General features: G+C 73.1%; 23 protein-coding genes and 1 pseudogene. 14 read left to right on the top strand and 10 right to left on the bottom strand.

Going from position 1 to position 20,935, the window contains the following annotated elements:
- Nucleotides 1-42: 42 nt before the first annotated feature.
- Nucleotides 43-429, bottom strand: coding sequence for a DUF3037 domain-containing protein (locus ACZ6R9_RS13065; RefSeq protein WP_380485758.1), 387 nt, complete (start codon nt 427-429; stop codon nt 43-45).
- Nucleotides 429-1,184, bottom strand: a complete 756-nt coding sequence (locus tag ACZ6R9_RS13060; RefSeq protein WP_380485760.1) for a HipA family kinase — start codon at nt 1,182-1,184, stop codon at nt 429-431. The genes ACZ6R9_RS13065 and ACZ6R9_RS13060 overlap by 1 nt, the downstream gene beginning before the upstream one ends.
- 144 nt (nt 1,185-1,328) lie before the next feature.
- On the opposite strand from ACZ6R9_RS13060, the gene ACZ6R9_RS13055 reads away from it, so the two are divergent.
- Nucleotides 1,329-2,687: an NAD(P)/FAD-dependent oxidoreductase gene (locus tag ACZ6R9_RS13055; protein ID WP_380485762.1), complete on the top strand. Its 1,359-nt coding sequence runs from the start codon at nt 1,329-1,331 to the stop codon at nt 2,685-2,687.
- A gap of 103 nt (nt 2,688-2,790) precedes the next feature.
- On the opposite strand, the gene ACZ6R9_RS13050 is transcribed toward ACZ6R9_RS13055, so the two are convergent.
- Entirely contained in the window at nt 2,791-4,134 is a 1,344-nt protein-coding gene (locus ACZ6R9_RS13050; protein ID WP_380485763.1) for an aminotransferase class I/II-fold pyridoxal phosphate-dependent enzyme, read from the bottom strand.
- A 34-nt stretch (nt 4,135-4,168) separates the two neighbouring features.
- Between ACZ6R9_RS13050 and ACZ6R9_RS13045 the strand changes: the two genes are divergently transcribed.
- The 7 genes and pseudogenes from ACZ6R9_RS13045 to ACZ6R9_RS13015 all read left to right on the top strand — a co-directional run bounded on the left by ACZ6R9_RS13045 (nt 4,169) and on the right by ACZ6R9_RS13015 (nt 10,113).
- On the top strand, nt 4,169-4,834 hold the full coding sequence (locus tag ACZ6R9_RS13045; RefSeq protein ID WP_380485765.1) for a pyridoxamine 5'-phosphate oxidase family protein: 666 nt from the start codon (nt 4,169-4,171) through the stop codon (nt 4,832-4,834).
- Entirely contained in the window at nt 4,828-5,475 is a 648-nt protein-coding gene (locus ACZ6R9_RS13040; protein WP_465538200.1) for an FMN-binding negative transcriptional regulator, read from the top strand. Before ACZ6R9_RS13045 ends, ACZ6R9_RS13040 begins: the two co-directional genes overlap by 7 nt.
- A 67-nt stretch (nt 5,476-5,542) precedes the next feature.
- Nucleotides 5,543-6,994, top strand: a complete 1,452-nt coding sequence (locus tag ACZ6R9_RS13035) for a sugar porter family MFS transporter (RefSeq protein WP_380485769.1) — start codon at nt 5,543-5,545, stop codon at nt 6,992-6,994.
- A gap of 120 nt (nt 6,995-7,114) precedes the next feature.
- Nucleotides 7,115-7,810 carry a dienelactone hydrolase family protein gene (locus ACZ6R9_RS13030; RefSeq protein WP_380485771.1) on the top strand — a complete coding sequence of 232 codons (696 nt, stop codon included), beginning with the start codon at nt 7,115-7,117 and terminating at the stop codon, nt 7,808-7,810.
- A gap of 166 nt (nt 7,811-7,976) precedes the next feature.
- A pseudogene (locus ACZ6R9_RS13025) lies at nt 7,977-8,213 on the top strand (GNAT family N-acetyltransferase); the annotation flags it as partial.
- Between the two features lie 43 nt (nt 8,214-8,256).
- Complete coding sequence (locus tag ACZ6R9_RS13020) at nt 8,257-9,513, top strand: MFS transporter (RefSeq protein ID WP_380485775.1); 1,257 nt, start codon at nt 8,257-8,259, stop codon at nt 9,511-9,513.
- Nucleotides 9,514-9,594: 81 nt separating this feature from the next.
- A complete protein-coding gene (locus tag ACZ6R9_RS13015; RefSeq protein ID WP_380485776.1) occupies nt 9,595-10,113 on the top strand; it encodes an HAD domain-containing protein in 519 nt (172 codons plus the stop codon).
- Here ACZ6R9_RS13015 and ACZ6R9_RS13010 read toward each other — a convergent pair.
- From ACZ6R9_RS13010 to ACZ6R9_RS13000, 3 genes are all read right to left on the bottom strand, one after another.
- The gene (locus ACZ6R9_RS13010; protein WP_380485777.1) at nt 10,094-10,387 is read right to left on the bottom strand and encodes a hypothetical protein; all 294 of its coding nucleotides are present in this window, start codon (nt 10,385-10,387) and stop codon (nt 10,094-10,096) included. The genes ACZ6R9_RS13015 and ACZ6R9_RS13010 overlap by 20 nt on opposite strands.
- A 101-nt stretch (nt 10,388-10,488) precedes the next feature.
- Nucleotides 10,489-11,277, bottom strand: a complete 789-nt coding sequence (locus ACZ6R9_RS13005; protein ID WP_380485779.1) for a CPBP family intramembrane glutamic endopeptidase — start codon at nt 11,275-11,277, stop codon at nt 10,489-10,491.
- A 108-nt stretch (nt 11,278-11,385) separates the two neighbouring features.
- The gene (locus tag ACZ6R9_RS13000) at nt 11,386-12,885 is read right to left on the bottom strand and encodes a glutamate-cysteine ligase family protein (RefSeq protein WP_380485781.1); all 1,500 of its coding nucleotides are present in this window, start codon (nt 12,883-12,885) and stop codon (nt 11,386-11,388) included.
- 361 nt (nt 12,886-13,246) lie between these two features.
- On the opposite strand from ACZ6R9_RS13000, the gene ACZ6R9_RS12995 reads away from it, so the two are divergent.
- Together ACZ6R9_RS12995 and ACZ6R9_RS12990 are read left to right on the top strand one after the other, a co-directional pair.
- A complete protein-coding gene (locus tag ACZ6R9_RS12995) occupies nt 13,247-14,005 on the top strand; it encodes a hypothetical protein (RefSeq protein WP_465538199.1) in 759 nt (252 codons plus the stop codon).
- A 359-nt stretch (nt 14,006-14,364) separates the two neighbouring features.
- On the top strand, nt 14,365-14,556 hold the full coding sequence (locus ACZ6R9_RS12990) for a DUF5999 family protein (protein ID WP_043911656.1): 192 nt from the start codon (nt 14,365-14,367) through the stop codon (nt 14,554-14,556).
- Nucleotides 14,557-14,672: 116 nt separating this feature from the next.
- On the opposite strand, the gene ACZ6R9_RS12985 is transcribed toward ACZ6R9_RS12990, so the two are convergent.
- On the bottom strand, nt 14,673-15,362 hold the full coding sequence (locus tag ACZ6R9_RS12985; RefSeq protein ID WP_380485785.1) for a GNAT family N-acetyltransferase: 690 nt from the start codon (nt 15,360-15,362) through the stop codon (nt 14,673-14,675).
- A 371-nt stretch (nt 15,363-15,733) separates the two neighbouring features.
- On the opposite strand from ACZ6R9_RS12985, the gene ACZ6R9_RS12980 reads away from it, so the two are divergent.
- The gene (locus tag ACZ6R9_RS12980; RefSeq protein ID WP_465538198.1) at nt 15,734-15,877 is read left to right on the top strand and encodes a hypothetical protein; all 144 of its coding nucleotides are present in this window, start codon (nt 15,734-15,736) and stop codon (nt 15,875-15,877) included.
- A 98-nt stretch (nt 15,878-15,975) separates the two neighbouring features.
- Here ACZ6R9_RS12980 and ACZ6R9_RS12975 read toward each other — a convergent pair whose 3' ends face one another.
- From ACZ6R9_RS12975 to ACZ6R9_RS12965, 3 genes are all read right to left on the bottom strand, one after another.
- Nucleotides 15,976-16,182, bottom strand: a complete 207-nt coding sequence (locus ACZ6R9_RS12975; RefSeq protein WP_380485789.1) for an MbtH family protein — start codon at nt 16,180-16,182, stop codon at nt 15,976-15,978.
- Between the two features lie 257 nt (nt 16,183-16,439).
- Entirely contained in the window at nt 16,440-16,793 is a 354-nt protein-coding gene (locus tag ACZ6R9_RS12970) for a beta/gamma crystallin domain-containing protein (protein ID WP_380485791.1), read from the bottom strand.
- A 155-nt stretch (nt 16,794-16,948) separates the two neighbouring features.
- Nucleotides 16,949-17,683, bottom strand: coding sequence for an SseB family protein (locus ACZ6R9_RS12965; RefSeq protein WP_380485792.1), 735 nt, complete (start codon nt 17,681-17,683; stop codon nt 16,949-16,951).
- A gap of 107 nt (nt 17,684-17,790) precedes the next feature.
- Between ACZ6R9_RS12965 and ACZ6R9_RS12960 the strand changes: the two genes are divergently transcribed.
- The 3 genes from ACZ6R9_RS12960 (at nt 17,791) to ACZ6R9_RS12950 (ending at nt 20,832) form a co-directional block, all read left to right on the top strand.
- Entirely contained in the window at nt 17,791-18,126 is a 336-nt protein-coding gene (locus ACZ6R9_RS12960) for a hypothetical protein (RefSeq protein ID WP_465538197.1), read from the top strand.
- A gap of 107 nt (nt 18,127-18,233) precedes the next feature.
- Nucleotides 18,234-19,268: an ABC transporter substrate-binding protein gene (locus tag ACZ6R9_RS12955; protein ID WP_465538196.1), complete on the top strand. Its 1,035-nt coding sequence runs from the start codon at nt 18,234-18,236 to the stop codon at nt 19,266-19,268.
- Between the two features lie 343 nt (nt 19,269-19,611).
- The gene (locus tag ACZ6R9_RS12950) at nt 19,612-20,832 is read left to right on the top strand and encodes an alanine racemase (RefSeq protein WP_465538195.1); all 1,221 of its coding nucleotides are present in this window, start codon (nt 19,612-19,614) and stop codon (nt 20,830-20,832) included.
- The last annotated feature ends 103 nt before the right edge of the window (nt 20,833-20,935 follow it).

Here is a 20,935-nt window from a genome sequence, read left to right as displayed (position 1 = left end):
GAGTGAGGCAAGCAGTTGGCAGGTCGCGGTGGTGGATGGGTCTCACAGCACCAGACGGTCGAACAGGTGGTGGAGTTCCGCGTCCGGATCGGCGGTCAGGCCGGTGTGCACGGGGCCGGGCTGGACGACGGCGCTGCGCGGGGCGGTGAGCCAGCGGAAGCGCTGTCCGGGGCTGTCGGCGGCGGCCGGCCCGGCGGCTTCGCCGCCCTCGCAGACCGCTTGGATGCCGCGCAGCGCGCGCCGCACGCCGGCCACGTCGGCGACGGCGTCGAGGGCCAGCAGCCGGCCCTGGTCGAGGTGGGTGCGGGCGCCGAGGTAGCCGGAGTCCCGGCAGTACAGCAGGACGCCGATGTTGACGCACTCGCCGCGCTCGACCCGGGGGACGGCGCGGATCAGCGCGTACTCGTAGTCCTTGGGGTGCTGATCCATCAGGCGTCCACCTCCGGGAGCCAGTCGCGGGGCCCGGCGAGGCGGGCGGTGAGCTGCGCACGGTAGGCGGCGCGGACGGCCTCGGGGGTGTCGAAGCCGGGCTCGTCGGTGAGCCACACGTCGGGGATCGCGGCGACGGCGGCGGGCAGCGCGGCCTCGGCGAGGGCGGCGAGTTCGGCGTCTACCTGGGGCAGGTGGCCGGCGGCGTGCCGCAGGGCGTGGTCGGAGGCGTCGTAGGGCTTGCGGCGCCAGGCGTCGGCGCGCGACCAGCTGTGGTGGAAGATCAGGCTGGCGCCGTGGTCGATGAGCCGCAGGCCGCCGGTGGCGACCAGCAGGTTGGGGTTGCGCCAGGACCGGTCGACGTTGCCGATCAGGGCGTCGAACCAGAGCACCCGGGCGGCGGTGTCGGTGTCGGTCTCGAAGCACAGCGGGTCGAAGTTGAGCGCCCCGGACACGTACGCCATGCCGAGGTTGGTGCCGCCGCTGGCCCGCATCTGGTCCTGGATCTGCACCTCGGGCTCGCTGCGGGCGAGCACCGGGTCGAGGTCGATCAGGGCGAGTTCGGGCACCGGCAGGCCGAGCCCGCGGCCCAGTTCACCGGCCAGCACCTCGGCGACCAGCGCCTTGCGGCCCTGGGCCGCGCCGACCCATTTCAGCACGTACATCCGGCGGTCGTCGGCCTCGATCAGGCCGGGCATCGAACCGCCTTCGCGCAGCGGCGTCGCGTAGCGGACGGCCGTCACCTCGGAGAGCATCCCGACAGCCTAGCGGCCCTCACCGGCGGCTCGGGCCGGGCAGCGGCCGCGGCCGGTTGGAGATGCACCCGCCGTGGGCCCGTGCGAATGTGGCCAACAGTCGTCCTTAGTCAGTCACGGACCCGCAAACGTAGGGGATGAACGATGGAACGACCTCGGATCCTGATCGTCGGCGGCGGCTTCGCCGGGCTGGAGTGCGCGCGTCGTCTGGAGCGCAAGCTCGCCCCTTCCGAGGCGGAGATCTCGCTGGTCACGCCGTTCAGTTACCAGCTGTACCTGCCGCTGCTGCCGCATGTCGCGGCCGGGGTGCTGACCCCGCAGTCGGTGGCGGTCTCGCTGCGGCGCTCGCTGCGGCGCACCCACATAGTGCCGGGCGGGGCGATCGGCATCGATCCGCGCTCCAGGGTCGCGGTGGTCCGCAAGATCACCGACGAGGTGGTGGCGGAGAAGTACGACTACCTGGTGCTGGCGCCGGGCAGCGTCACCCGCACCTTCGACATCCCGGGCCTGCCGGACTACGCGCGCGGCATGAAGACGCTCGCCGAGGCGACCTACATCCGCGACCACGTGATCGCCCAACTCGACCTGGCCTCCGCGTCGATGGACGAGAAGGAGCGGGCCTCGCGGCTGCAGTTCGTGGTGGTCGGCGGCGGGTACGCGGGCACCGAGACGGCGGCCTGCCTTCAGCGGCTGACCACGGCGGCCATCAAGCGCTACCCGCGGCTGGACCCGGACCTGATCAAGTGGCATCTGATCGACATCGCACCGAAGTTGATGCCGGAGCTGGGCGACAAGCTCGGCCGGACCGCGATGGAGATCCTCAGCAAGCGCGGCGTGGACGTCTCGCTGGGCGTGTCGGTCGCGGAAGTGGGCGCGGAGACGGTCAAGTTCACCGACGGCCGCACGCTGCCGTGCCGGACGCTGATCTGGACGGCGGGCGTGGCCGCGTCGCCGCTGATCGGCACCCTGGACGCGGAGACGGTGCGCGGGCGCCTGGCGGTGACGGCGGAGATGCGGGTGCCGCAGTTCGAGGGCGTGTTCGCGCTCGGCGACGCCGCCGCGGTACCGGACCTCGCCAAGGGCGACGGCGCGGTGTGCCCGCCGACCGCCCAGCACTCGGCGCGCCAGGGCCGGCAGCTCGCGGACAACCTGGTGGCGGCGCTGCGCAACCAGCCGCTGCAGCCGTACTTCCACAAGGACCTGGGCCTGGTGGTCGACCTCGGCGGCAAGGACGCGGTGTCCAAGCCGCTGGGCGTCGAACTGCACGGCCTGCCCGCCCAGTTGGTGGCACGCAGCTACCACGTGATGGCCATGCGCACCAACAGCGCGAAGTACCGCACCAGCGCGAACTGGCTGCTGAACGCCACCGCCGGCGACGACTTCGTCCGCACCGGCTTCCTGGCCCGCCAGCCCGCCCGCCTGCGCGACTTCGAGTACACCGACGCCTACCTCTCCCGCGACCAGGTCCGCGAACACGCCCAGTCCCTGCTGGCCAAGGGCTGACGCCCCGCCCGCCCGTCCCCCGCCCGCACCGGGCGGGGGCCTCGTCACAGGACGTACGGGTACAGCTCGGCGTGCTCACAGGGGACGGTCACCCCGGTGCGTCTCAGGTGACCCGGGAGCCGTGGGCGGGGCCGTGCAGGGCGGCGGCGACGGCGGCGGCCAGGACGGGGGCCTCGGTGGGGTGGAGGGTGCCGATGCCGATCCGGATCGCGGGCGGGGAGGCGAGGCGGAAGCGGGAGCCGGGGGCGACCACCCAGCCGCGGTGCAGCAGGGCGGCGGCGACGGCGGTCTCGTCGGGCACGGGCACCCAGACGTTGACGCCGCTCTCGCCGTGGGCCCGCACGCCGTGCGCGGCGAGTGCGGTGAGCAGCGCCTCGCGCCGGGCCCGGTAGGCGGCGGCGATCGCGGCGGCGGGCGCGGCGTCGGTGCGGCGCAGTTCGACGACGGCGCGTTGCAGCAGGTGACTGACCCAGCCGCTGTCCAGGCGCTGGCGGCCGAGGACCCGGGCGACGGTGTCGGCGTCGCCAGTGAGGACGGCGACCCGCAGGTCGGGGCCGAGGGCCTTGGCGGCGGAGCGCACCAGCGCCCAGTGGGTGACGGTGGTGCCGCCGTGGCCGTCGGCGGCGAGCGACCGGAAGGGCTGGTCGACCATGCCGTGGCCGTGGTCGTCCTCGATCAGCACGGTGCGCGGGCGGGCGGCGAGGACGGTGCGCAGCGCGGCGGCGCGGGCGGGGGTGAGGGCGGCACCGGTGGGGTTCTGGGCGCGGCTGGTGACGATCAGGGCGCGGGCGCCGGCGTCGAGGGCGGCGGCGACGGCCTCCGGGAGCGGGCCTTCGTCGTCGAGCGGGACGGGCGCGGTGCGCAGGCCGAGGGCGGGGAGGAGGTCGAGGACGCTGCCCCAGCCCGGGTCCTCGACGGCGACGGTGTCGCCGGTGCGCAGGGTGGCGGCCAGGACGCGGCCGATGGTGTCCAACGCGCCGGAGCAGACGGCGAGTTCGCCCTCGGGGGCGCCGTCTGCGCGGAACTCGGCGCGGAAGCCGTCGAGGAGTTCGGGTTCGGCGACGGGGTGGCCGTACAGGACGGTGGGGCCGGCCGCGGCGGCGGCGAGGGCGGGACCGAGCGGGGGCAGCAGCGTGGGGTCGGGGTTGCCGGCCGACAGGTCGCGGGCGCCGGGCGGGACGGGCAGCCGGGCCTCGTCGCGGGGGGTGGTGGCGGGGCGGGGACGGATCCGGCTGCCGCGTCGGCCGGCGGTCTCGATGACGCCGCGTTCGCGCAGCAGGCGGTAGGCGGCGGCGACCGTGTTGGGGTTGACGCCGAGCTCCGCGGCCAGGTCGCGCAGTGGTGGCAGGGCGGTTCCGGGCTCCAACTGCCCGTCGGCGACGGCGCGTTCGATATCGGCGGCGATCTCGCTGGCCCGCCGACCCGTGATCCGATACTCTCCTAGCACAAACGGAATTATGCACTAGTACAGAGGGACTGTCATGTCGGACGCGCCGAAGGACACGTACACCCGCAACGATCTCACCACCCCCACCCGGGACCGGGAGCAGGCCGACTGGGACCGGGACGCGGTGCACGCGATCCTGGACGCCGGATACCTGTGCCACCTGGGCTTCGTCCGGGACGGCGCGCCGGTGGTGCTGCCCACGCTGTACGCGCGGGTCGGCGAGCGGCTGTACATCCACGGCTCGACCGGCAGCCGCCCGCTGCGCGGCGCGCGCGGCGAGCAGGGCCTCGCGGTGTGCGTGACGGTGACGCACCTGGACGGCCTGGTGCTGGCGAAGTCGGCGTTCAACCACTCCGTCAACTACCGCTCGGTGGTGGCCCACGGCACCGCGCACCAGGTCACCGACCCCGAGGAGCTGCGGGTGGCGCTGGACGCGATAGTCGAGCAGGCCGTGCCGGGCCGCGCCGCGGACTGCCGGCCGGGCAACCCGAAGGAGCTGGCGGCCACGGCGGTGATCCGGCTGGAGCTGGACCAGGTGTCGGCGAAGACCCGCACCGGCGACGTGATCGACGAGGAGGAGGACCTCGACCTGCCGTACTGGGCGGGCGTGGTGCCCGTCGCCCCCGTGTACGGCGCGCCGGAGGCCTCCCCGCACTCGACCGCCGAGCTGCCCGGCTACCTGGCGGGCCCGGCATGCTGATCCGCGGTTGGGACCGGGGCACCGAGCCGGAGTGGCAGCAGTGGCTGGCCGCCGGGCGGGACTTCGGCACGCTGGCCGCCAACGGGCCCGAGGGCCCCGTCATGGTGCCCACGCATTTCCTGCTGGACGTCGGGGCGGGCGAGATCCTGCTGCACCTGGCCGCCCCCAACCCGCTGCTGGCGGCGGTGCGGGCCGACCCGCACGTGACGCTCGCGGTCACCGACGACTACGCGTTCGCTCCGGGGCGCTGGCGCGACGCGCCGTACACGCCGACCAGTTACTACGCCTCGGTGCAGTTCTCCTGCACCGCCGAGATCGTGGACGACCCGGCGGGCAAGGCGGAGATCCTCAACCGGCAGCTGGCGCACTTCCAGCCCGAGTGGCCCGAGGACCGGGTGACGGTCGGGGCGGCGCCGTACGGGCCGCTGCTGACCGGCGTGCGCGGGCTGCGGCTGACGGTGCGCCGGGTGCGGGCGAAGTTCAAGTACGACGACAAGAAGCCGGTGGAGCTCCAGCTGGAGATCACCGAACGGCTGGCCGAGCGGTACGCGGCGACCGGCAACCCGCAGGACGCGGCAGCCCGGGCGCAGCTGCTGCGGCGGCGCACCCGCCGCCCGGCGCTCGGCGGTTCATCGGGCTGACGGCTCGCCGACTGCGGGCGTGTCGGAGCGCGTGGCGGCGCGGCCGCTGGTCGAATGACCTCCGGATATGTCCGCCCCTCACCGGACGGATCGTCACGTAGGGAGAAGAGCACTGGCTACCCACTCCTCCGCCGTCCGGGACGAGCACCTCGGCCATGTCGTGTTCATCTCCGCTGCCGCCGCGATGGGCGGCTTCCTGTTCGGCTACGACAGTGCGGTGATCAACGGCGCGGTCACCGGTATTCAGAAGCACTTCGGCGTCGGCAACGGCGAGACCGCGTTCGTGGTGGCGATCGCGCTGCTGGGCTCGGCGGCCGGTGCGGTGGTCGCGGGGTGGCTGGCCGACCACATGGGCCGGGTGCGGACCATGCTGCTGGCCGCCACGCTGTTCGCGATCAGCGGCATCGGGTCGATGTTCCCGCCCAGCATCCAGGTGCTGGCGATGTGGCGCGTGCTCGGCGGTATCGCGATCGGCATCGCCTCGGTGATCGCCCCGACCTACATCGCGGAGGTCGCGCCGACCGCGTACCGGGGCCGGCTGGCCTCGTTCCAGCAGATGGCGATCGTGCTCGGCATCACCGTCTCGCAGCTCGCCAACTGGGCGCTCAACCAGGCCGCGGGAGGCGAGTCCACCAACCACCTGGCGGGCATCCAGGCCTGGCAGTGGATGCTCGGCGTGGAGGCGGTGCCCGCCCTGGTGTACGGGCTGATGGCGCTGGCCATCCCCGAGTCGCCGCGCTATCTGATCGCCGACCGGCGCGAGGAGCAGGCCCGCAAGGTGCTGGTGGAGGTGGAGGGCGCGGGCGTAGACCTGGACGCCCGGGTGGCGGAGATCCGGCGGGTGCTGGAAACCCGCCGCAAGCCCCGGCTGAAGGACCTGCTGGGCGGGCGCTTTGGGCTGCTGCCGATCGTCTGGGTCGGCATCGGCGCCTCGGTGTTCCAGCAGTTCGTCGGCATCAACGTGATCTTCTACTACTCGTCGTTCCTGTGGCAGTCGGTCGGCATCAACGAGTCCAACTCGCTGCTGATCTCGCTGTCCACCTCGATCGTCAACGTCATCGGCACGGTGGTCGCGATGGCGCTGGTCGACCGGATCGGCCGCAAGCCGCTGGCGCTGGCCGGCTCCACCGGCATGGCGCTCTCGCTCGGACTGGCCGCCTGGGCGTTCTCCTACCGGCACGGCACCGGCAGCACGGCCACCCTGGAGAACACGTACGCGACGGTCGCACTGGTCGCCGCGCACGTGTTCGTATTCTGCTTCGCGTTCTCCTGGGGCGTGGTGGTGTGGGTGCTGCTCGGTGAGATGTTCCCGAACGCGATCCGGGCACTGGCCCTGTCGGTCGCCGCGTCCGCACAGTGGATCGCCAACTGGGCGATCACCGTCACCTTCCCCGACCTCTCGGACTGGAACCTGTCCGCGACGTACGTGATCTACGCCTGCTTCGCCCTGTTGTCGATCCCGTTCGTGGCCTTCTGCATCAAGGAGACCAAGGGCAAAGCGCTGGAAGAGATGGGCTGAACTCTCTCTGACACACCCTCAGTGCGCCGCCGGGGGAAGCGAGTTGGGGCCTAGAGTGCCAGACGAGACTTCCTGCCCGCCGCCGCGAGCTGCCGCGCGCGGCCACCTTGACGGAGAGCCATGGGCGCTGCTCGCCAGAACGTCAGCTTCACCGGCCGCTCCGGCCGGACCGTGCACGGCTACCTGGCGGTGCCGCCCGCCGGGGTCGGCCCCGGAGTCCTGGTGATCCAGGAATGGTGGGGGCTGACCCGGCACATCGCCGAACTCACCGACCGGCTGGCCGCCGAGGGCTTCCTCGCGCTCGCCCCCGACCTGTACGGCGGCACCGTCACCCACGACCGGGAGACCGCCGCCCGGATGAAGCACGAACTGCCTCCCGCCCGGGTCGCGGAGGAACTCGCCGCGGCCGTCTCCCACCTGCTCGCCCACCCGTCCTCGGTCGGCGACGCGATCGGCGTGGTCGGCTTCTGCATGGGCGGCGGCCTCGCCCTGCGCCTGGCCGCCCACGAGGGCGACCGGGTCGCCGCCGTCGTCCCGTTCTACGGCCTGCCCGGCGACCTCGACTACGACTACCGCGGCCTGACCGCCCACGTCCTCGGCCACTTCGGCGAACAGGACGCCTCGCTGCCCGTCGCGGTGGTCGACGAGGCCGCCATCCGGATCGGCGAGGCCACCGGCCGCCGCCCCGAGATCCACTTCTACCCGGCCGGCCACGCCTTCATGAACGACGAGAAGACCCCCAGCAGCTACGACCCCCTCCAGGCCGCCATCGCCTGGCGCCGCACCCTCACCTTCCTCCGGGCGCACCTCGGCTGACGGAAAACCGCTGGTCCGGACGGTGCGGCCGGTGGTAGCTCTGGGGGATGCTGATCGGGGAGAAGATCCTGCTGCGGGCCCGGCACGAGGGCGATGTCGCCGTCCTGCACGCGCGCCCGGACGGATGGTCCTGACGGCCGCTGCCCGTCGAGGCGTCGCCGTTCCGGCCCGCGGGCGCGGCCTGGGGACGGACGTGGTGCGGGTGCTGTGCCGGTACGGCTTCGGCGTGCGCGGCCTGCACCGCCTGCAGGTGGACACACTGGCGGACAACGCGGCGATGATCGGCGCCGCCGAGCGGGCCGGGTTCCGCGTCGAGGGGACGCTGCGCGGGGCCGCCTGGGTTTCGGGGCGGTTCGTCGACGAGGTGCTGCTGGGGCTGCTCGCGGCGCACTGGTCGCCCTGAAATTCGTTGGACAGGGCCGGGGTTGGCGGTCCATCGTCTGGCCGTGCGCATCAGTTTTCCGGCGTGGGCCGGCCGAAACTATCGGATCCAGACCGCCGCCACGGTGGTGAGCGGGCTGGGCAATGCCGCCGCGCCGATCGCCACCGCGTTCGCCGTGCTGGGCGCGGGCTGGCACACCACCGAGGTGGGGTATGTGACGGCGGCGCGGACGGTGCCGCTGGTGGTGCTGATGCTGCTCGGCGGGGCGGTGGCCGACCGGTGGCCGCGGCACGTGGTGATGGTGAGCGCCAATGTGTTCAACGCGCTCTCGCAGGCGGTGCTGGCGGCGCTGGTGCTGATCGGGCATCCGCCGCTGTGGGCGCTGCTGGTGCTGTCGGCGGCGGGTGGCGCGGGGCAGGCGTTCTACACCCCGGCGGCGGAGGGGGTGATCCTTCAGGCGGTGCCGGCCGAGCACGCGTCGAAGGCGATCTCGGTGTTCAAGATGGGCGTCAACGGCGCGCAGATCGCGGGCGCCGCGCTCGGTGGCATGCTGGCCGCGGTGGCCGGCCCTGGCTGGGTGCTGGCGGCGGACGCGCTCTGTTTCGCGGTGGCGGCGCTGATGCGCTCCGGTCTGAAGCAGGTCGGCGGGAAGCGCGGGACGGGGCCCAGCCTGGTGCACGAACTGCGGGTCGGCTGGCGGGAGTTCGTTTCGCGCCGCTGGCTGTGGGCGATCGTCGTGCAGTTCTCCCTGATGAACGCCTGCGTGCTCGCCGTGGAGACGGTGTACGGGCCGGTGATCGCCGATCGGCGGATGGGCGGCGCCGGTGCATGGGGCACCGCGATGGCCGCGCTCAGTGTCGGCATGGTGGCGAGCGCGGTGCTGATGGCCCGCTGGCAGCCGCGCCGGGTGCTGCTGGTCGGCAACGGCGGGGTGTTCCTGTTCGGCCTGCCCGCGCTGGCGTTGGCGCTCGGTCTGCCGCTGGTGCCCGTCGTGGTGGCGATGTTCCTGTCGGGTGCCGGCGTCACGGTGTTCGTGGTGGGCTGGCTGGTGGCGCTCCGTCAGGAGATCCCGGAGGAGTTGCTGTCGCGGATCTCCGCGTACGACGCCTTCGGTTCCTTCGCGTTGATGCCGGCGGGCACCGCGCTGGCCGGCCCGGTGGCGAACCTGCTGGGCCAGTCCGGTGCGCTGTGGGCCTGCGCGTTGACCTGCCTGGGCCTGGCCGCGGCGGTGCTGCTGGTGCCGGAGGTACGGCAGTTGGAGCGCACGGTGCCCGAGGCGCGCGGCCGGGCCCCGCAGCCGGAGCCAGCCACGTCCGGGTGACACCGGGCCCGGTCTGCAACCCCCGGGGCCAGGATCTCGTCCAGTCCCGATAACTGGCCTTGACCCGGGGAAGGGACCCGCATGGGCAAACCGCTGCTGTACCTTGACGTCGACGGGGTGCTGAACCCGGTGTTCCCCTACCCCGAGGACGACTTCGACTCCCATACGCTGCTGGGTTATTCGGTGCTGCTGTCACCACGCCACGGCGAGTGGCTGCGCGAACTGGCCGACCGCTACGAGCTGGTGTGGGCGACCACCTGGGAGTTCCAGGCCAATGAGTACATCGCGCCGCTGCTGGGCCTGCCCGAGCTCCCGGTGGTGAAGTTCACCGGCTACGTGCCGCAGCCGGGCGATCCGCAGGTGCCGCTGATGGAGCTGTTCTCGGCGTTCAAGTGGGCGCCGCTGCTGCGCTACGCCCAGGGCCGCCCGTTCGCCTGGGTGGACGACTGCATCCCGGCGCGGCTGGTGCGCCGCAGCCTGCTGCGCGCGGACCGGCTGCTGATGCCGATCGACCCTGCGCAGGGCCTGCAACGCGCGCACGTGGACCGGCTGTTGCGCCGTCCTCCCTCGCAGGCCTGGTTCAGCCGTCGGACGGGCTGACCTCGGGCGTGGGGAGTGGTTCGGCGACCTCGACCCAGACGTGCTCCCAGCGGGCGGTGCGGTTGTGCCCGAAGCGGTCGCCGTGGCGCAGCACCCGCAGCAGCGCCAAGGTCTGGGTGCTGTCCGGGCGTTCGGCGACCTTCACGCTGACCTTGGTGGTGCCCTTCTTGCGGCCGCGCTCCACCAGCGGCCGGCGGCCGGTCAGCTTGTGCAGGGCCTCCGTGATGCGGCGGGTGCGCTCCCGGTCGCCGTGCCACCCCTGCTGCCCGCCCATGGCCGCCCCCGCTCCCCTGCTCCCCTGCTCGACGGCGCGCCGCGCGCCGCCCACCGGGCGTCACCCTACCCGCAGCCGACCACCCGTCAGGCGGGATTCGTTCAGGAGGGCAGCCAGCTGACGTGCCCGGCCAGCAGCGCGTAGCCGACGAAGGCGACGGTGTCGATCAGGGCGTGCGCGGCGACCAGCGGGCCGACCCGGCGCCAGCGGCGGTAGAGCAGGCAGAACACCACGCCCATCACCATGTTGCCCACCAGCCCGCCGATGCCCTGGTACAGGTGGTACGAGCCGCGCAGGACGGCGCTGGCGGTGATGATCGCGGGCCAGGACCAGCCGATCTGGTGCAGTCGGCGCACCAGGTAGCCGACCACCACGACCTCCTCCAGGATGGCGTTCTGCCAGGCGGCGGCGACCAGCACGGGGATGCGCCACCACACGTCGGGCAGGCCGGAGGGGGCGACGGTCAGGTTGAAGCCGGCCGCCTGCGCGCCGAGGTAGAGGGCCAGTCCGGAGCCGCCGATGACCGCGGCGAGCAGTGTGCCGCGGCCGAGGTCGGAGAGCTTGTGGCGCAGGTCGAAGCCGAGGGTGCGCAGCGAGGCGCCTTCGCGGACCAGCAGGTAGCCGACCAGGACGACGGGCATCAGGCCGCGGGCGATGTAGTACAGCTGCCAGGCGAGGTCGAGCCAGGGGCGGCCGGGGGCGCGGGAGGCGTTGAGGGTGGCGACCTGTTGGCCGAGGTCGGCCGATTCGGTGAGCGAGCCGATGAAGCTGATCAGCGCGGTGACGCCGCTCGCGCCGAGGGAGAGCCCGAGGACGATGAGCAGTTCGGCGGCGAGCAGCCGGCGGGAGGGGGTCTTGGTGGTGGCGGGCTCGGCCGAGGCGGTTGTCACTGGTCTCCCCGAGGGCGGATGCGGCCCGGAGCGCACGGCGGCTCCGGGCCGATCATCCTTTCACAGGACGATGAGACGTTCCTGAACCCTGTGCTGGGGTGTCAGTGGTCAGTCCACCGGCCAGGTGTGCACGGGTTCGCCGCTGCGCATGCCCTCGATGTAGCGCCGGGTCATGGCGGCGATCGCGGCGTGCGGGTCGAGGTTGTGGCGTTCGCGCAGGCGGTGCACGGTGGCGGCCTGCCAGGCGGCGCCGTTGGTGCGGCGCAGGCAGCGCTGTTCGATGATGCCGAGGTAGTGGTCGCGGTCGCGGGCGGCGATGCCCCAGCGGTCGAGGCCCTGGTGGGCGAGCGGCAGCAGTTCGTTCAGCACCAGGTCGGTGGCGGGCAGTTCGACCAGGCCGCGGGCGCCGCGCCCGGAGCGGGGCCACCACTGGACGGCGTCGATGCCGTACCGGGCGCCGTTCAGGAAGTTCTGGTCGGCCTTCTCGTACGGCAGCCTGGTCCAGATCGGGCGGGGCTGTTCGGCCAGCACCCGGACCAGGCCGTAGTAGAAGGCGGCGTTGGCGAGGACGTCGGCGACGGTGGGGCCCGCGGGCAGACAGCGGTTCTCCACCCGCAGGTGCGCGACGCCGTCGGCGACGTCGTAGACGGGGCGGTTCCAGCGGTAGATGGTGCCGTTGTGCAGCCGCATCTCGCCGAGCCGGGGGGCACCGCCGGAGGCCAGCACCTTGACCGGGTCCTCGTCGTCGCAGATCGGCAGCAGGGCGGGGAAGTACCGCAGGTTCTCCTCGAACAGGTCGTGGGCGGAGTCGACCCAGCGCTCCCCGAACCAGGTGATCGGGCGCACGCCCTGGGCCTTGAGTTCGGCCGTGCGGGTGTCGCAGGCCTGCTGGAACAGCACCGGGCGGGTCTCGCGCCACAGTTCGCGGCCGAACAGGAACGGCGAGTTGGCGCCGAGGGCGAGTTGGACGCCACAGATGGACTGGGCGGCGTTCCACACCGAGGCGAACCGGTCGGGGGTGACCTGCAGGTGCAGTTGCAGGGAGGTGGCGGCGGCCTCGGCGACCATCGACACCGAGTCGATGGTGAGCCGCTCCACGCCGTCGATGTCGAGCGCGATGTCCTCGCCGCGGGCGGCCAGGATCTGGTCGCTGAGCAGGGTGTAGCGATCGTTGCTGCTCATCGCCTCCAGCCCGGCGTGCTCCAGGTCGAGGGTGGGCAGGATGCCGACCATGACGAGGCGCCCGCCGGCCTGCTCGGCCCGCCGGTCGGCGTAGCGCAGGGCGGTGCCGAGTTCCTCGCGCAGGTCCTCGAAGACGTGTCCGCCCAGGCGGCGGGGGGCGATGTTGAGCTCGATGTTGAAGCGGCCGAGCTCCGTCTGGAAGTCGGCCGAGGCGATCGCGTCCAGTACCTCCTCGTTGCCGAGCATGGGGAGCCCCTGCTCGTCGGCCAGGTTGAGTTCGATCTCCAGGCCCATCATGGCTTTCGGGCGGTCGAACCGTTCCTCCCTGAGCATTCGCCCCAGTACGTCCAGACAGGACTGGAGCTTGCGGCGGTACAGCTGCCGGTCGGCCAGCTCCGCCCGGGTCGCCACGACCTTCTCGCCCACGGGTGCCTTCCCTCCCCTCGGTCGACAGTGCCTGTGCATCATGCCCACGGCGAAGATTTATAGCCCACGGTACGAACAGCCGAACGGAGCACTGTTTCTGACGGCCGGTCAGCTCAAACCCACTTGCGCAATGACACGGACCGTGATATGAAGGTCACCCTGCGCACTTGTTCGAGTAGAATTCGCACGCCGCTCAGGCCAGGTCAGGGCCGTCCGAGAAACCCCCACTGTCGAGGGACTCGTCGACGACCCGCCCACCCCCTCGGCGATCATGCCCAACCGGACACGGCCAGACCCCTCAATGTCGATGCCATGCCGGTATGCCGCAGCACGCCGATCTCGAACGGAGAGGCGACTCACCATGACGTTGCACCTGTCCCAGCCCCCGGCCGGCGCCCTGCACGCCGTCCGTTCGGCCCTCGCGCCCGGGGTGGCGCTGCCGCCGTCGGCGGCCGCCGTGCTCCGCCATAGCGTGGGGCGCCCGGAGCCGCTGCTCGCGCTGCCCGTGCACGCCCTGCGCGGGCCCACGCCGCAACTGGCCGGGGCGGACTGCATCGGCTGGCGCTTCCTGCTGCGCGCCGCCCGTCCGGACGCGGCGGCGGCCCCGCACTGCCCGCACGGGGACTGCGACGGCGCGGGCGGCGCGGCGGGAGCGAGCGACACGGCGGGCGGCGCGGCGGGCGGCGCGGGCGGCGCGGCGGGCGGCACGGGCGGCGCGGCGGGCGCGGGGCCGGAGCACCGGCCGCTGGCCGTCGGCGAGTTCACCGTGGAGGGGCTGGAGCAGGTGACGGCCGCCGCCGAGGTGGCCGCCGGCGCGGACGGGCCGGCCTTCTCGCACCTGACCGCCGGGCCCTACCTGGACTCCACGGTGCGGGCGCTGCGCCAGGCCTGGCAGCTGGTGCACCCCTCCCCCGCCCGCTACGAGCCGCGGCTGCTGTCGCTGCCCGAGCACTACGCCTCCGCGCTGTGGCTGCACAGCGCGCTGCCCGGGGAGGATCTGCTGATCCCGCTGGCGCCCGCCCCGCTCGGGGTGGCGGCCCATCAGGTGCTGCCCGCCGCGGAACTGCTCGCCCGGCTGGCCAACGCCCCGGCGGCCCGGCCGACCGCACTGATCGGCTGACGCCGTTCGGCCCGGCCGGCGCGGCAGTCGGCTGACGCCCTTCTTCCGCTTGCACCACCCGGGTGGGCCATGCCGGACTGGTCCGATCGGATCGCTCCGGGATGGCCCGTCCGTGCGCGGATCGAACCGCCCGCCGCCCGGTAGGGTGATCTCGCCGGATCTTCTGTGGCGCATGTCACCAAATGCCTGCGCGAGGGCCCGCGGAGTCGGACACTGGTGTCGGTCGGGGAGGACCACTCGTCCTACCCGGCTGACGCCGTTTCACACCTGATGCGGTGAGAAAACTTCCGTCGGCAGGGCGGGCGCCCCGGGGGGTGGCCGTGCGGCGGCGCGAATCCCGAGCGAAGCGAGGTACAACGATGTGCCAGCACCGAACCGACTGTCCGTCCGCCGAGTCCTCGGACCGTGAAGCGGCCGAACCGGTCGCCCGCCACCCCGAGCAGGGCTGGAGCCTGCTCTGCAACGGGGTCCTGCTGTTCGACGACACCGGCGAGCTGCTGCCGGACGGCCGCGTGATCGCCCCGCGCCGAACCTTGCTGATCGCCGCCTGAACGCCGTTCCGCTCCACCGCACCGATCACCGCCCGCCCGGAGTGCGCCCTCCCGGCGGGCGTCGGCGTTCCCGGGCCGTTACGCGCGGCCCCTCGGAGCGGCACCTGGGCGCGGCCTCAGGAGCCGCCGAGCGGGTGGTCGGTGGGCGTGGACGGGTCGTACCAGAAGCTGAGCATCGGGGCATGCCAGCGCCAGCCGAGGGCGGAGTAGAGGGCGCGCCCCTCGGTGGTGCCGACCAGCAGACCGGTGCGCGCGCCTGCCGCGTGCGCCTCGCTCTGCAGGGTGCGCATCAGCAGGGAACCGAGGCCGCGGCGGCGGTGCTCGGGGGCGGTCTCGATCTGGTCGGCGACGGCGAGCGGCGAGCCGTCGGAGCCGGGCCCGATGCCGATCTGCCCACCCGCGGCGTACTCGCCGTCCGTGGTGCGCACCAGGGCGCGGATCACGCCGCCGCGGCTCCAGGTGGTGATCCGGTAGCCGGCCGGGACGGTCGGGCTCTCCGGGCCCAGCCGACAGGTCATCAGGTGGCCGGGAGCGTCCACGTGCCAGCCGGCGCCGATCCAGGGCAGGGCGCGTTCGTCCACGTCGAACAGCTTGAGCCAGGTCCACGGGACGGTGGTGCCCTCGGTGAGTTTGCGGACGTCCGGCTCGGCGGGGGCGGGCAGGACGTGCCGCCAGGGGTGGCGGGGCTGGCCGACGTCGATGCTCCAGCCCCAGGGCTCGGGCCGGGGGTCGGCGGCGCCCCGGGAAACCGTCCAGCCGCTGATCCAGGCCCGGACGAGGGCGGGGACGGTCGGGTCGTCGGGCATGGCCACACACTCCTGCGGTAAGGGTCTCACGAGGCAAAGGGATATTACCTGCTGAGGATGCGAGCCGTCCCCGGAGTTTCCTTCCAGGCAAGATGTCCGTACAGCTTGCGGAGCGCGTCACCATGCCCGAGGAGCCCCGATGAGTCCCGAACTGTCGCGCCGCAGCCTGCTGGACGGCGCTGCCGCCGGGGCGATGCTGTCCGCGGCGCCGCCGAGTGTCCGTCAGGCGCTGGCCGCCCCCGCCCGCCCGGGCAAGCCGGAGGAGATCCAGCACGTGGTGATCTTCACGCCGGAACGAGGTCGCCCGGCGGTGGCCCGGGCCTGCCGGCCTTCACGCCGGCTGCCCGGTGATCGTCCGCCACGAGGCGGGTTTGGATTCCGAAGTCCCGCACGCCGTCGCCCGCGAACTGTGGGCCCACGACATGAAGTCGCCGTTCACGACCGGTGAGTACGTCTCCGCAGGCGTCGTCCGGCTGCTGGAGCAGCGCGCCCGGCGGGAGGCATCGGGGAGCTGACGGCGCCTCCGGCCCGGGCGGCACTTCGCCCCGGCTAGGCTCCAACGGGCCTGACCGGGGCGAGTGTCGGGTTGGTGGCCCGGGCGTTCCAGGAGCAACTACGCGTTGCCCATCGCCTCCCGCAGCGAACGGGGGCGCATGTCCGTCCACACGTTCCTGATGTAGGTCATGCACTCGTCCTTGGTGCCGGTCTTGCCCTCGGCCTTCCAGCCGGCCGGAAGCTCCCGGTCCGCAGGCCAGAGCGAGTACTGCTCTTCCTGATTGACCGTGACCTGGTAGGTCACCTCGTCGTCGTCCTCGGCCATGTCGAGCTCCGTTTCGTGTGGGTCAGTGCCGAGCCGAGCCTTTCCCGTGGCGATCACCCCGTACAACTGCAATCAGCAGTTCGAGTGATCCCCTGTCGATCTGCTGCAAGTCGGAGCCGTGGTGCGATAAGGGGCTGAACGTACGGCGGGCGCCAGTAATGATCCGGCCGGACACCCGTCCGATCACCTGCTGAGCCTGTTGTCGGACGGGGCCTGTTTGCCGGCGGAACATCAGCAGACAGGCTCCGTAAGGCAGTTCAGAGGATCTGGATGGCCCGGACCTGCGGCGGGTGGTTGGGGAAGGTGATGTCCGTCCAGCGGTCGATCCGCACCGAGTCGCCGTTGACGTCGTAGTAGATCAGGTCGTTGTTGCCGGTGGAGATGCGGTCCACCCACCAGCTGCCGAAGTCGGTGGTGCCGCCGTTGGCGTAGCAGTCCACGCTGTCCCGGCCGTCCAGGTGCGACCAGATCTTCAGGAAGTTCTCGCCGCCGACGCACTGGACGTGGTCGATGGCGAAGGCGTGACCGCTCGGCACGGTGATGGTGAACGCGACCGCCGCCGCGAACGCCGTGGCCAGCGAACAGACGACCCTCTTGGTCCTCGAGAACACGGGATTCCCCTTCGCGCGAAGCCGACCGCCGGACGGCCTGCTGCCGCCTGGTCCGGGAGCCCTCAACGTAGCGAGGGCGGTCCCCCGTTCGGACGCAACACTCCGAACGCGAACCGCCCTTGCATGAGTTCACCCATTCGTGTGAGGAGCGGTTCTCAGGCGCGAGTGAAGAACGGTTTCTGGTCGAGTTGTTGGGGCAGGAACGCCAGCTGGAGTCCGTTGTCCAGGCGCAGGCGCAGCGTGTCGTCGGCGGCCAGGGCCTGGGCGAGGCGGGTGGCGAGCGGGCGGGGGTCGGCGGTGGGGTCGGCGAGGACGAGGGCCAGGGTGGCGTCGGCGTCGGCGGCCGGGGCGAGGTGCGCGGCGGCGATCTCGGGTTCGGCGGCCAGCAGGTCGCGCAGCGCCCGGTGCACCTCGGGGTCGGTGCGCGGCGGCAGGTAGGGCCGGTTCTCGGCGACGGCGCGCAGGCGGGCGCCGGACAGCTGGTACGTCACGGGGCCGGCCGGGTCAACGAGGAGGATGTCGGCGCGCTCGGAGAACGCGACCATCGCGGCCTGCGGGGCGGCCACCGGTGCCGGGCGGGCGTCGGCGCGCCAGCGGGCCATGGTCTCCATCGAGGTGAACGCGGGCAGCGCGCGCCGTCCGTCGGCGGCCTCCAGTACCGGCACCGCCATGTCGCTGGTCTTCTCGCGCTTGTGCCCGTTCTCGTCGTACTCCACCTCCCCGAGTACGGCCACGATCGGCACCATCAGGCGGCTTCGCGTCAGCACGGTCAGCAACTCGCCCTCGGTGGACGGGTTCTGCTGCCAGGCGGCGAGGGCCGCGGCGAGGACGGGGTCGGCACTGCCGTCGTCCTCGGCGAACCCGGGGTTGGGGATGTTCTTGCGCTCCACCCGTTGAGCGTATGCCACGTTTACCTCGGGGCGGTCGGCGGTGGGCGCGCGCCGTCAGGGCTCGGATTTCCCCGCGTGCGTGGCGCGGGTGCGGCACGCTGGGCTGGATGGTGCCGGTGGAAGGGGAGATCGTGGGAACGTACGACCCGATGTTCGCGGTGCGCGGCGCGGCCGAGGCGGTGGCCGTGGCGGCGAGGGACGTGGCCGGTGGGCGCGCCGCGTGGGGCCGGCCGGCGGACGCGACCAACTCGCTGGAGCGGATGGACGCCCTGGTCACCGCCCTGGCGGACCTGCTGCGGCAGCAGGCCGAGGCGCTGCCGGGCCTGACCGGCGATCCGCAGGCGGTGGACGCGGCCAAGCTGGTCGCCGAGGCGGCCGCGACCGCCGCGAAGCTGGGCGAGCAGATCCGGAAGGCCGCGGCCACCACGCGCGCCGTCCGCTGACTCCTGCCCGCCGACCATTTCCCGCCGGTCCTTGCCTGCCGCTCCGTGCCGTCGCGATGATCGACTCCGTGGGAGTGGGCGGGTCGTCGGGCGGGAGTGGCGCGGGCATGGGCGCGGTGCGAATCGGTGTGCTGGTTCCGTTGAGTCGGCCGGGGTGGGTCGAGGCGGGTCAACAGCTGCTGGGCGGAATGGAGTTGGCCGTCCGGGAGGTCAACGCGGCGGGCGGCGTGGCCGGGCGGCCGGTGGAGCTGCTGGTGCGGGACACGGCGGCGGATCCGCAGCGCGCAAAGGCGGCGGTGACCGAGCTGGCCGGGCTCGAAGTGGCGGCGCTGGCAGGCGAGTTCCACAGCGTGGTGGCCCGGGCGGCCGCGGCGCGGGCGGACCGGCTCGGGGTGCCGTTCCTCTGTTCCTCGGCGGTGCTGGACGCCCTGACCGAGCACCCGACGGAGCTGGTGGCGCGGCTGGCACCCGCCCAGTCGCACGGCTGGCGGGTGTACGCGGACTTCCTGCTCGGCGCCGGGCACCGCCGGATCGCGGTGGTGACCCAGGGCGGCGCGTACTGGGAGTCCGGCACCCGCATCCTGCGCGAGCACTTCGCGGCACACGGCGGCAGCGTCCTGGCACTCGACCCGGTCGGCGTACCCGACGCGCTGGCCGCGTCCGGGGTGAGCGCCGTCCTGCTGCTGACGGGCTTCCCGGACCCGGCGGTCCCGATCGTCCGGGCCGTCCGCCGGGACCGGCGGCTCGCCGACGTCCTGATCGGCGCCCCGGCCGGACAGCCCGAGTTCACCGAATGGGCGTCACTGCTGGGCGCGGACGGCGCCGGAGTGCCGTTCCTGCGCTACCTGCCGGAGCGGCTCGACCCGCTGGGCGCGCGGGTCGCGCAGGCGCTGCGCCAACACCTCGGCGGGGAGCCGTCGTTCGTCGCGTTCGAGGGCTGGGACACCGTCGCCGTGCTGACGGCCGTGGTGGGGTCGGGTGCGGCGGACTGGTCACGCGTGCGGGTGACGGGCAGCCGGGGGCCGATCCGGTTCGAGCGGGTGCCGGGGATCGGCGTGCGGCAGTGGGCGTGGGCGCCCGTCCAGGTCACCGACCGCGACCCGGCCGACCCGGTGCGGTGGCGGGTGCTGCACACGGGCTGAGCCGAGTCCGTGCCCCGGGCACGACGGTGCCCACCTCCCGGGCGGGGGCGGGCGGTGGTCAGCCGGGGCACCCGCGCACCGACAGGACCAGGACCGTTCCGGCCGGCAGCCTCAGCGCCGCGTGGCCGACCACGCCTCGACCAGGTCGAACCAGCCCTCGGTGTCGGCCGATCGGACGGGGGCCCCTGGAACGTCGATCGGTCGGTGCGCACAGCGGCCTCGCGCTCACCCGTCTGCGTGTGTCCGCCCGGCAGGCGACCGCCGACGGCTCCGGGAATCAGTCCGATGAACTACCTGGAACCGAGACCTACCGCCGGGTAGGGCGATGTGGCAGTCTGCGGCCATGGCTCTCGCTGACACCACCGCGACTCGCGGCACCGTCTCCGACCGTGCCCGGTACGACCGGGCGACCGCGCACCTGGACGCGCCGCTGGCGATCGTCGATCTGGCCGCGTTCGACGCCAATGCGGCGGATCTGGTGCGGCGGGCGGGCGGGAAACCGATCCGGGTGGCGTCGAAGTCGGTGCGCTGCCGGACGCTGCTGGAACGGGTGTTGGCGCGGGAGGGCTTCGCGGGGGTCATGAGTTTCACGCTCGCGGAGTCGCTGTGGCTGGTGCGCGGCGGGTTCACGGACGTGCTGCTGGCGTACCCGTCGGCGGACCGGGCCGGGTTCGGGCGGCTGACGGCGGATCCGGAGCTGGCCCGGCAGGTGACCGTGCTGGTGGACGACGTGGCGCAGCTGGATCTGATCGACGCGGCCCGGGAGGGTTCGGCGACGGTGCGGGTCTGCCTGGAACTGGACACCTCGCTGCACCTGCTGGGCGGCCGGGTCCGGGTCGGGGCGCGGCGTTCGCCGCTGCGCACGCCCGAACAGCTGGGCCGTTTCGCCGAGTTGGTGAACGGGCGGCGCGGCTTCGAGGTGGTCGGGCTGATGGCGTACGAGGGCCATGTGGCGGGTGTCGGGGACGCGATACCGGGCCGTGCGGTGCGTTCGGCGGCGATCCGGCTGATGCAGTCCAAGGCGCGGGCGGAGTTGGCGCGGCGCCGGGCCGAGGTGGTGCGGCGGGTGCGGCAGGTCGCGGATCTGGAGTTCGTGAACGGCGGTGGGACCGGCAGCGTGGAGTCCACGGTGGCGGAGCGCGCGGTGACGGAGGTGGCGGCCGGGTCGGGGCTGTTCGCGCCCCGGCTGTTCGACAATTACCGCTCCTTCCGGGGCCGTCCGGCGGCGCTGTTCGCGCAGCCGGTGGTGCGCCGCCCCGGGGTGGGCGTGGTGACGGTGCTCGGCGGCGGTTACCCCGCGTCGGGGCCGGCCGGGGCCGACCGTTCCCCCGTCCCGTACCTGCCGGCCGGTCTGCGCTACGACCCGCAGGAGGGCGCGGGCGAGGTGCAGACGCCGTTGCTGGGTTCGGCGGCGGACGACCTGCTGGTCGGCGACCGGGTGTGGTTCCGGCACGCGAAGGCCGGCGAGCTGTGCGAGCGTTTCGCGCAGCTGCATCTGGTCGAGGGCGACGCGGTGGTGGAGACGGTGCCGACCTACCGCGGCGAGGGCCACACCTTCCTGTAGCGGGCCGGAAAGAAAGTTTCGGCGGCCGTGTCGAGAACCCCGTCGCGGCTCCGTCCCCGGGGTGAAGGCGACCACAATGGGTCGCGTCACCACTGAGGAGTGA

It is taken from the genome of Kitasatospora sp. NPDC048662 (assembly GCF_055587065.1).
The sequence above is the reverse complement of the archived record's forward strand: the minus strand, read 5'-3'. Positions and strand labels throughout refer to the sequence as shown.